This is a genomic window from Streptomyces sp. NPDC049813 (assembly GCF_044465085.1).
In the GTDB taxonomy this organism is placed as follows: Bacteria; Actinomycetota; Actinomycetes; order Streptomycetales; family Streptomycetaceae; genus Streptomyces.
The window spans coordinates 680,979-691,735 of the sequence record NZ_JBITLI010000003.1; the positions used below are offsets into that span (position 1 = coordinate 680,979).

The 10,757-nt window shown below is 68.9% G+C and carries 4 protein-coding genes, 1 tRNA gene and 1 rRNA gene; 1 reads left to right on the forward strand and 5 read right to left on the reverse strand.

The annotated features are described in order from the left end of the window. Window positions 1–39 precede the first annotated feature (39 nt). Window positions 40–720, reverse strand: coding sequence for a two-component system response regulator (locus tag ACIBW6_RS10375; protein ID WP_399058770.1), 681 nt, complete (start codon window positions 718–720; stop codon window positions 40–42). Window positions 721–994: 274 nt separating this feature from the next. Beyond that, window positions 995–6,493 (reverse strand): HAMP domain-containing protein, encoded by a 5,499-nt coding sequence (locus ACIBW6_RS10380; protein WP_399058772.1) that lies wholly within the window; start codon window positions 6,491–6,493, stop codon window positions 995–997. A gap of 369 nt (window positions 6,494–6,862) precedes the next feature. Between ACIBW6_RS10380 and ACIBW6_RS10385 the strand changes: the two genes are divergently transcribed. Further along, a complete protein-coding gene (locus ACIBW6_RS10385) occupies window positions 6,863–9,484 on the forward strand; it encodes a SpoIIE family protein phosphatase (RefSeq protein ID WP_399058774.1) in 2,622 nt (873 codons plus the stop codon). A 65-nt stretch (window positions 9,485–9,549) separates the two neighbouring features. On the opposite strand, the gene ACIBW6_RS10390 is transcribed toward ACIBW6_RS10385, so the two are convergent. From ACIBW6_RS10390 to rrf, 3 genes are all read right to left on the reverse strand, one after another. After that, window positions 9,550–9,622: transfer RNA gene (locus tag ACIBW6_RS10390), tRNA-Thr, on the reverse strand. Window positions 9,623–9,697: 75 nt separating this feature from the next. Beyond that, the gene (locus ACIBW6_RS10395; protein ID WP_399058820.1) at window positions 9,698–10,360 is read right to left on the reverse strand and encodes a DegT/DnrJ/EryC1/StrS family aminotransferase; all 663 of its coding nucleotides are present in this window, start codon (window positions 10,358–10,360) and stop codon (window positions 9,698–9,700) included. A 119-nt stretch (window positions 10,361–10,479) separates the two neighbouring features. Then, window positions 10,480–10,596, reverse strand: a 5S ribosomal RNA gene (gene rrf / locus ACIBW6_RS10400). Window positions 10,597–10,757: the final 161 nt, after the last annotated feature.

A 10,757-nucleotide genomic window follows, 5' to 3' on the forward strand; every position in this document is an offset into this window, starting at 1 on the left:
GTACCGGAACTGACGCGGCCTCAAAGCCCGGGCGGGGGCTCAGCTCTGGGACGGCAGGGACGGCGCGCCGTTGCCCGTACCGGGCTCCAGTGCGTCCAGCGCCCGGCGCAGGCCGGTGAGTTTGCGCTCCAGGTGCGCGGCGGTGGCGACGGCCGCGGCGTCCGCCGAGTCGTCGTCGAGCTGCTTGGAGAGCGCCTCGGCCTGCTCCTCGACCGCGGCGAGCCGCGCCGACAGCTCGGCGAGGAGGCCCGCGGGCTCCTTCGCGTCGCCGACCGCTCCGCCGCCGCCCTCCAACTGCAGGCGCAGCAGCGCCGCCTGCTCCTTGAGCTGGCAGTTCTTCATGTACAGCTCCACGAAGACCGAGACCTTCGCGCGCAGCACCCACGGGTCGAACGGCTTGGAGATGTAGTCCACCGCGCCCGCCGCGTACCCACGGAACGTGTGGTGCGGCCCATGGTTGATCGCCGTGAGGAAGATGATCGGGATGTCCCGTGTCCGCTCCCGGCGCTTGATGTGCGCGGCGGTTTCGAATCCGTCCATTCCGGGCATCTGAACGTCCAACAGAATGACCGCGAAATCGTCCGTGAGCAGCGCCTTGAGCGCTTCCTCCCCGGACGATGCCCGCACCAGCGTCTGATCGAGCGCGGAGAGAATGGCCTCCAGCGCCAGCAGATTCTCCGGCCGGTCATCGACCAGGAGGATCTTGGCCTTCTGCACCATGGCCCGCCCTCCTCGCCCCGGCATGGGGCCGCCCCTGTCCGCAGGATTCGGGGCGGCTCCTGTCGCCGCCCCAGGGGACGACTCCCTTGCGTCGTCCGTCCTTGTGCCGGTCATCGTAGCCGCACCCCGCTCGCCGCCACACCCTGTCACCGAGATGTCACTGTGCACGTAGCAGAAACGCAGTAAGAGACCAGAAGGTTCCCCGGTTACCGCACTTCTACACGGATGCGGCCACACTCAGTCAGCAACGTCCGGTGAAACTTTCGGAATCCGGTCACTCACCGCGCATCCACTGTTCCATCACCGACAGCAGGTGGTCAGGGTCGACCGGCTTGGTGACATAGTCGGAAGCACCGGACTCGATGGCCTTCTCCCGGTCGCCCTTCATCGCCTTCGCGGTCAGCGCGATGATCGGCAGCCCGGCGAACTGCGGCATCCTGCGGATCGCCGTCGTCGTCGCGTAGCCGTCCATCTCCGGCATCATGATGTCCATCAGCACCACGGTCACGTCGTCGTGCTGCTCCAGGACCTCGATGCCCTCCCGCCCGTTCTCCGCGTACAGCACCGAGAGTCCGTGCTGCTCCAGGACGCTGGTGAGCGCGAAGACGTTGCGGATGTCGTCGTCGACGATGAGCACCTTCTCGCCGCCGAAGTGGAACGAGCGCCGCACCTTGGGTGCTTCCTGCTCCTCGTCGCCCCACTGCTGCTGAACGGGCGTCGACGGCCCTGAGAGCGGCGCGTGGCCCTCCCCCGCCGGGGTGGACCGGCGACGGCGCCGGAAGAGCGCCGCGGCACCCTTCTGCGTCTCCTGGTACGACTTCACCTCCGCCGGGGTCTCGGCTTCGTTCGTCCTCTCCGCCGGCTCCTCCGGCGCCGCGTCCAGGGCGAGCGGCCGGCCCGGCTCGACGGCCGGGGCGAGCTGCGTGTACCCCTGGGGCGGCAGCTCGGCCGGGTGCAGCGGCAGGTACAGCGTGAACGTGGAGCCGCGGCCCGACTCGCTCGCCGCGTGGATCTCACCGCCCAGCAGCCGGGCGATCTCCCGGCTGATGGACAGCCCCAGGCCCGTACCGCCGTACTTGCGGCTGGTGGTGCCGTCGGCCTGCTTGAAGGCCTCGAAGATGACCCGCATCTTGCTGGCCGCGATACCGATGCCGGTGTCGGTCACCGAGAAGGCGATCAGGTCACCGTCCGCCTCGCGCAACGAGCCCGCTTCCAGGAGCTGTTCGCGGATCTCGTTCGGCACGTCGGCGCCCGCCGGACGGATGACGAGCTCCACGGCACCGGAGTCGGTGAACTTCACCGCATTGGAGAGCAGGTTGCGCAGCACCTGAAGGAGACGCTGTTCGTCGGTGTGCAAAGTGGTGGGCAGCTCCGGCGACACCCTTACGGAGAAGTCGAGTTGCTTCTCCGCGGTGAGCGGCCGGAACGTCGCCTCTACGTAGTCGACGAGCTGCACCAGGGCGATCCGTGTCGGCGAGACGTCCATCTTGCCCGCCTCGACCTTCGACAGGTCCAGGATGTCGTTGATCAGCTGGAGCAGGTCGGAGCCCGCGCCGTGGATCGTCTCGGCGAACTCGACCTGCTTGGGCGTGAGGTTCGCGTCCGCGTTGTCCGCGAGCAACTTGGCGAGGATGAGCAGCGAGTTGAGCGGCGTACGCAGCTCGTGCGACATGTTCGCGAGGAACTCGCTCTTGTAGCGCATCGACACCGCGAGCTGCTCGGCGCGCTCCTCCAGGACCTGCCGCGCCTCCTCGATCTCGGTGTTCTTCACCTCGATGTCGCGGTTCTGCTGGGCGAGCAGTTCGGCCTTCTCCTCCAGCTCCGCGTTGGACGCCTGGAGCGCCTTCTGCCGGTTCTCCAGCTCCGCGGAACGCTCCCGCAGCTGCTCGGTCAGCTCCTGCGACTGCTTCAGCAGCACCTCCGTCTTGGTGTTGACGGAGATCGTGTTGACGCTCGTCGCGATCATCTCCGCGATCTGCCCCAGGAAGTCCTTCTGGATCTGCGTGAACGGCGTGAACGACGCCAGCTCGATCACCCCGAGCACCGTTCCCTCGAAGAGCACGGGGATCACGATGACCTGCGCGGGCGGCGCCTCACCGAGCCCGGAGGCGATCTTCAGGTACCCGCTGGGCGCGTTGTCCACGAGGATCGTGCGCCGCTCCTGCGCGGCCGTCCCGATGAGCGTCTCGCCGGGCCGGAAGGACGTCGGCATGGACCCCATGGAGTAGCCGTAGCTGCCGCACATGCGCAGCTCGTAGGCGTCCTCGGCGGCGGCCGTCGGATCGGCGCCGTCCTCCAGCGGCTGCGCCAGGAAGAACGCGCCGTGCTGCGCCGAGACCACCGGCGTCAGCTCGCTCATGATGAGCGAGGCCACGTCGTCGAGGTCGCGGCGGCCCTGCATCAGCCCCGAGATCCGGGCGAGGTTGCCCTTCAGCCAGTCCTGCTCCTCGTTGGCGATCGTGGTGTCCCGCAGGTTCGAGATCATCTTGTTGATGTTGTCCTGGAGGACCTGGATCTCGCCCGCCGCGTCGACGTCGATCTTGAGGTTGAGATCGCCGCGGGTCACCGCGGTGGCGACGGCCGCGATGGCGCGCACCTGTCGGGTCAGGTTCCCGGCCATCTCGTTCACGGACTCCGTCAGGTCACGCCAGGTGCCGTCCACGTCGCGCACCCGCGCCTGACCGCCCAGCTGGCCCTCCGTACCCACCTCGCGGGCCACCCGCGTGACCTGCTCGGCGAAGGACGACAGCTGGTCGACCATCGTGTTGATCGTGGTCTTCAGTTCGAGGATCTCGCCGCGCGCGTCGATGTCGATCTTCTTGGTCAGATCGCCCTTGGCGATGGCGGTCGTGACCATCGCGATGTTGCGCACCTGGCCGGTCAGGTTCGAGGCCATCCCGTTCACGGACTCGGTCAGGTCCTTCCACGTACCGGCCACACCGGGTACGCGGGCCTGGCCGCCGAGGATGCCGTCCGTACCCACCTCGCGGGCCACCTTGGTGACCTGGTCGGCGAACGAACTCAGCGTCTTCACCATCGTGTTGAACGTGTCCGCGAGCTGCGCGACCTCGCCGCGCGCCTCGATGGTGACCGTCCGCGTCAGGTCACCGTTGGCCACGGCGTTGGCGACCTGGGAGATGTTGCGCACCTGCATGGTCAGGTTGTTGGCCATCAGGTTGACGTTGTCGCTCAGGTCCTTCCAGATGCCCGTGACGCCCGACACCCGCGCCTGGCCGCCGAGCTGGCCCTCGGTGCCCACCTCGCGGGCGACCCGGGTCACCTGCTCCGCGAACGACGACAGCTGGTCGACCATCGTGTTCACCGTGGTGACGAGTTCGAGGATCTCGCCCTTGGCGTCGACGGTGATCTTCTTGGAGAGGTCGCCGCGCGCCACGGCCGTGGTGACCTCGGCGATGTTGCGGACCTGGAGGGTCAGGTTGTTCGCCATGCCGTTCACGGACTGCGTCAGGTCCTTCCACGTCCCCGACACGCCCTGCACCTCGGCCTGGCCGCCGAGGATGCCGTCCGTACCCACCTCGCGGGCCACCCGCGTCACCTGCTCGGCGAAGGCCGACAACTGGTCCACCATCGTGTTGAGGGTGTTCTTCAGCTCCAGGATCTCGCCGCGCGCGTCAACGTCGATCTTCTGCGACAGGTCACCGCGCGCCACCGCGGTGGCGACCTGCGCGATGTTGCGGACCTGGGCGGTGAGGTTGCCCGCCATGCCGTTCACGGAGTCCGTCAGGTCGCGCCACACGCCGGCCACGCCGGGCACCTGCGCCTGTCCGCCCAGCCGGCCCTCGGTGCCCACCTCGCGGGCGACCCGGGTCACCTGGTCCGCGAACGCGGAGAGCTGGTCGACCATCGTGTTGATGGTGTTCTTCAGCTCCAGGATCTCCCCGCGCGCGTCCACGTCGATCTTCTGCGACAGGTCACCGCGCGCCACCGCCGTCGTGACCTGCGCGATCTGGCGCACCTGGGACGTCAGGTTCCCGGCCATGAAGTTGACGGAGTCGGTGAGCTCCTTCCACGTGCCGCTCACCCCGTCCACCCGGGCCTGCCCGCCCAGCCGGCCCTCCGTGCCCACGTCGCGCGCCATGCGCGTCACCTGGTCGGCGAAGCTGGAGAGCTGGTCCACCATCGTGTTCACGGTGTTCTTCAGCTGGAGCATCTCGCCGGAGACGTCGACGGTGACCTTCTGCGACAGATCACCGTTGGCCACCGCCGTCGTCACCTGGGCGATGTTGCGCACCTGACCGGTGAGGTTGCGGAAAGCCGTGTTCACCGAGTCCGTCAGGTCTTTCCACGTGCCCGCGGCGCCGACGACCAGCGCCTGGCCCCCCAGCTCGCCCTCGACGCCGATCTCCCGCGCGACCCGGGTGACCTCGGAGCCGAAGGCCGACAGCTGGTCGACCATCGTGTTGACGGTGTTCTTCAGCTCCAGCATCTCGCCGGCGACGTCGACGGTGACCTTCTGCGACAGATCACCGTTGGCCACCGCCGTGGTGACCGTGGCGATGTCGCGCACCTGCGTGGTCAGGTTCCGGAAGACCGTGTTGACGGAGTCCGTCAGGTCCTTCCACGTCCCCGCGGCGCCCGGCACGTTCGCCTGGCCGCCGAGCTGGCCCTCCGCGCCGACCTCGTTGGCGACGCGCGTCACCTCGTCCGCGAACGTCCGCAGCGTCTCGGTCATCTGGTTGATCGTCTCGGCGAGCTGGGCGACCTCGCCGCGCGCCGACACCGTCACCTTCTGCGAGAGGTCACCGTTGGCCACGGCCGTGGTGACCTGGGCGATCCCGCGCACCTGCGCGGTCAGATTGCCCGCCATCAGGTTCACCGAATCGGTGAGGTCCTTCCACACACCGGCCACACCGGGCACCTGCGCCTGCCCGCCCAGCTCGCCCTCCGTACCCACCTCGCGCGCGACGCGGGTGACCTCGGAGGAGAAGGAGGACAGCTGGTCCACCATCGTGTTCACGGTGTTCTTCAGCTCGAGCATCTCGCCCGCGACGTGCACCGTGACCTTCCGGGACAGGTCACCCTTGGCCACCGCGGTCGTGACGAGAGCAATGTCACGCACCTGCGCGGTCAGCCGGTACGCCATCGTGTTGACCGAATCCGTCAGGTCCTTCCACGAACCGGACATTCCGCGTACCCGGGCCTGCCCACCGAGCTTGCCCTCCGTACCCACCTCACTGGCCACGCGCGTGACCTCGTCGGTGAAGGTGGAGAGCTGGTCGACCAGGTTGTTGACGGTCCGCCCGACCTTCAGGAACTCGCCCCGCAAGGGATGCCCGGTTCCGTCGGGCACCTGCGAGCGCAGTTCCATCCGCGGCGACAGGTCACCCTCGGCGACCGCCGTGAGCACCCGCCCGACCTCGGAGACCGGTCGTACGAGGTCGTCGACGAGGGCGTTCGAGGCGTTGATCGCGGAGGCCCAGGAGCCCTCGCAGGCGCCCGTCTCCAGGCGCTCGGTGAGCTTGCCCTCGCGCCCCACCATGCGGCGCACCCGTGACAGCTCACCGGTCAGATGCAGATTGCGGTCGGCGACCTCGTTGAAGACAGCGGCGATCTCGGACATCACGCCGTCGCCGTTGACCGTGAGCCGCTTGCGGAAATTGCCGTCCCGCATCGCGACGAGACCGGCCAGCAGCCTGTTCAGCGCCGCGGTGTCCACCGTTGTGGTGCCATTGCGCGACTTGTGCTGTTTATTCGGGGACTGTCCGCTTTCTGCGCGCGCTTTCCTGCCCCGCGTCGGTGCGCCAGACTCCACTGTGTCCCTCCCGCAGGGGTCGACCTGAACTGCTTGAGTTGCTCGGGTTCGCTTCTACCGCCGCATCGGCTCTTCAATGCGTTCTTCCTGGAAGCTTGCCCAGTGTTTCACCATGGCTGAACCAGGCCATAACAGTTCGGCAGCTTCGCACACCCTCCGCACACCCTCCGGACGGAAACTCCGGCGACCGGCATCCGCATGGACGGCGAAGGTAAGTAACCTTGCATGCGGCTGTCCACCCACCCCGGTCCGCCCGGGCCTGGGCGGTGGCGGAAAACGAGCGGGCATCGGAGGGGCGGCCGCCACATGGGTACGGGAGACCTGGGCCTCGACATTCGTACAGCGAGTACAACTCGTACAGGGAGTTCTGTGATCACCGCGCGCGCGGCTGCCACCTTCGAACCGGTCGGACGATCCGTCGCGACCGCGCGTTCCTTCGTGCGCGACACCCTCCAAGGATGGGGCCACGCCGACATCATCGACGATGCCGTCGTGCTGACCAGCGAACTGGTGACGAACGCGGTGGTCCACGCCGGCACGGCCGCGGAGGTCCTGTGCCTGCGCGGCGAGGACCACGTCCGCATCGAGGTCTCCGACCGCTATCCGGAGCGGGAGATCCCGCTCCAGTCCTCCGCGATCGCCATGAGCAGCCCCGACCGCGAAGGCGGCCGGGGACTCCAGCTCTGCGCCGCCCTCGCGAGCCGCTGGGGCGTCGACTATTCGGCCACGCACAAGCAGGTCTGGTTCCAGATCGACCTCCCCGAGCGCTCGGTCGGCACCCGCGCCGCCGGCCCCGTGCTCCCCACCGACCTGCTCCCCCTCGCCGACGAGCGGGTCCGCGTCGCCGTCGTGCAGATCGACAGGACCGGCGCCATCACCGCGTGGAACGAGGACGCGGAGCACCTCTTCGGCTACGCGGCCGACCTCGTCCTGGGCAAGCCCCTCACCGACCTCGCCGCCTGGCCGCACACCCCCGGCACCAGCACCGGCATCGTGGACGCGCTGCAGCTCTCACGCTGGGAGGGCAGCTACGGCATCCGCAGCGCCAGCGGCCGCGTGAGCCCGGTCTACGCCTCCCACCTGCGCGTCCGCGGCACCGACGGCGAACCCTCCACGGTCTGTCTCCTCGTACGCGACCACGAGCGCGCCGTGCTCCAGACGCCGCTGCGCCTCCCGACGACGGAGAGCGGCGCCCACTCCGAGAGCCAGGGCGCCGACCCGTTCGAGGTCTTCATCGGCTCGCCCGCCCCGGACGATCTCGATGGTCTGCTCCAGCGCACGGTCGAGCGCGCCCGCGACATGCTCGACGCCGACTCCGCCTTCCTGCTGCTGGCCACCGACGACGAGACGGAGCTGGAGGTCCGCGCCTCCACCGGCCTGCCCTCGGCCCGCCAGCGCTTCGCCCGGGTCCCGGTCGAGGTCGGCCCCGGCCGCTACGGTTCGGCACGGATGCCCGCCGTCCACGAGGACCTCACCCAAGTGCCGGGCGCCGTCCCCCTGTTGAGCGGTACGGGCATGCGTTCGGTGGTCACGGTCCCGCTGAAGGTCGAGGGCCGCCTCACCGGCTCCCTCGGCGTGGCCGCCGAGGCGCCCGACCGCTACTCGAACGAGGAGGCGCTGCGCCTGCAGTTCGCGGCCGACCGCATCGCCATGGCCGTCGAGTCGGCGCGCCTGGGCGAGCTCGAGAAGCTCCGCCGCGGCTCCCTCAGCTTCCTCGTCGAAGCCTCCGACCTGCTGGCCGGCACGCTCGACCGCGACCAGACCCTGGCCCTGATGGCCCAGATGACGGTCCCCACGCTCGCCACCTGGTGCGCGGTCTACATGATCGCCGACCAGGCCTCGGACCCGTACCTCTCCTACGTCCTGCACGAGGACGAGGACCGCATCGACGGCCTCAAGGCCCTCCTCGCGAAGATCGCCCCGCCGGATCCCGTGCCGACGCCGGGCGCCCGCGTCTGGGCCGCCCCCGCGGAGGCGGCCCACCACGCGGCGCTGCGCACCTCCATGCGCAGCCTGGGCCTGGGTGAACCTGCCAGCGTCAGCTCGGGCATCGGCACCACCCTCGCGACGGCCGCGGCAGTCGGCGGCGAGACCGTGGTCCTCCCGCTCGTCGCCCGCAACCGCGTCATCGGCATGCTCACGCTGGGCAAGCCCACGGACGAGCACTTCCGCCAGGAGATCCTGGAGCTGGCCGAGGACCTGAGCCGCCGGGCGGCCCTCGCCCTGGACAACGCGCGCCTGTACTCGGAGCGCATGGCCATCAGCCAGTCCCTGCAGCGCAGCCTCCTCCCGCCGGAACTCCCCCACGTCCCGGGCGTCGAGGTCGAGGTCATCTACCGCGCGGCCGGCGAGGGCAACGAGGTGGGCGGCGACTTCTACGACCTCTTCCCGATCCGCGACGGCGCGTACGGCTTCGCCATCGGCGACGTCTGCGGTACGGGCCCGGAGGCGGCGGCGGTCACGGGCCTGGCCCGGCACGCCCTGCGTCTGCTGGCGCGGGAGGGGTTCGGCGGCCCGGCGGTCCTGGAGCGGCTGAACGCGGCGATCCTCGACGAGGGCGCCCGCAGTCGCTTCCTGACGCTCCTCTACGGGGAGTTGTGGCCGCAGGAGGACGGTTCGGCCGTCCTGAAGATGGTCTGCGCCGGCCATCCGCTGCCGCTGCGGCTGCGCCAGGACGGCTCGGTCGAGCCGTTCGCGGAGCCGCAGCCGCTGCTGGGCGTCATGGACGACCTCGAACTGTACGAGCAGACGATGACGCTCGATGCGGGCGATGTCCTGCTCTGTGTCACCGACGGCATCACGGAGCGCCGTGAGGGCACGCGCATGCTCGGCGACGACGGCCTCGCCGAAGTCCTGGCGGGCTGTACGGGTCTGACGGCCGGTGCGGTCGCGGCGCGCATCATGCGGGCGGTCGAGCGTTTCGCGGCGGACGCCCCGTCGGACGACATGGCCATCCTCGCGATGCGTGTTCCCGGTATTCAGCACGACTGACGCCCGGGCGGGCGGGGGCATGAAAAAAGGCCCCCGCCCGATCAGGGCGAGAGCCTCAATTACTGAGCCCCCAAGCGGAATCGAACCGCTGACCTTCTCCTTACCATGGAGACGCTCTACCGACTGAGCTATAGGGGCCTGTCACCTGCGCGGTTTCCCGCTCAGCAACGAAATAAAGCATACCCGAAGTTCAGGCCCTCTCGAACCGGCCTTCTAGAAGGCCGGTTGCAGCAGTCCGCCGAGCGCGTTGCACGCCGACACCACGCGCTGGAGTTCCCGGCGCGACAGCGTCCCGTCGACGGGAAGTGCCAGCGTTTCGTCGGCGGCGCGTTCGGTCTCGGGCAGCGCCACGTCGCGCCGGAACGCGGGCAGTCGGTGCACGGGCGTCTTCACCGGCACGCCGCATGCGACGCCCTTGCCGCGCAGTACGCGGGCGAAGGCGTCGCGGTCGGGCCGCCCGTTGCCGGGAACCCGCACGACGTACTGCTGGTAGGTGTGCCCGTCGTGCCCGGCGGGTGTCCGCACCCCGTTGAGCCGGCTGCTCAGGTAGGCGGCGTGCATGCGCCGCTGGGCGACTTCGCCGTACGGCTTCTCGGACTCGCCTTGTTCGAGTACGAGGAGGCCGTGCCGGCTGCCGAGTTCGTGCAGCCGGGCGATGTCGGCGCGGTGCCCGAAGCGGTGAACGGCGATGGCGGCGGCGGTCCGCACACTCACGAGGTCGGCGACGTGCGCGGGGTCGACGCAGTAGGTGTCGGCGTCGATGTCGGCGAAGACGGGAATCGCTCCGGCCTGCACGACGGCTTCGGCGACCTCGGGGTTCCCGAAGGCCGGCACGATCACTTCGTCACCGTCTCCGACGCCCGCGGCCTGCAGCATTGCAACTGTGCCCATGACAGGGATGGTGCTCGGGGAACGTGAACGCGAAGTGACGGGCAACAAAAAAGCCTCTGGCCTCGAGCGTAATGCTCGAGGCCAGAGGCTTTTTTCTAAAATTAGTTCGGCGGCGTCCTACTCTCCCACAGGGTCCCCCCTGCAGTACCATCGGCGCTGTGAGGCTTAGCTTCCGGGTTCGGAATGTAACCGGGCGTTTCCCTCACGCTATGACCACCGAAACACTATGAAACTGTCAACCGGAGCCGTAGCCAATCGGCTTCGACGGTTGTTCATGGTTTCAGAACCAACACAGTGGACGCGAGCAACTGAGGACAAGCCCTCGGCCTATTAGTACCAGTCACCTCCACCCGTTACCGGGCTTCCAGATCTGGCCTATCAA

What these genes read in the sequence shown, in the direction of transcription:
- ACIBW6_RS10395 (WP_399058820.1), bottom strand. Translation starts at nt 10,360, where the DNA reads ATGCTGCAGGCCGCGGGCGTCGGAGACGGTGACGAAGTGATCGTGCCG.
- ACIBW6_RS10375 (WP_399058770.1), bottom strand. Translation starts at nt 720, where the DNA reads ATGGTGCAGAAGGCCAAGATCCTCCTGGTCGATGACCGGCCGGAGAAT.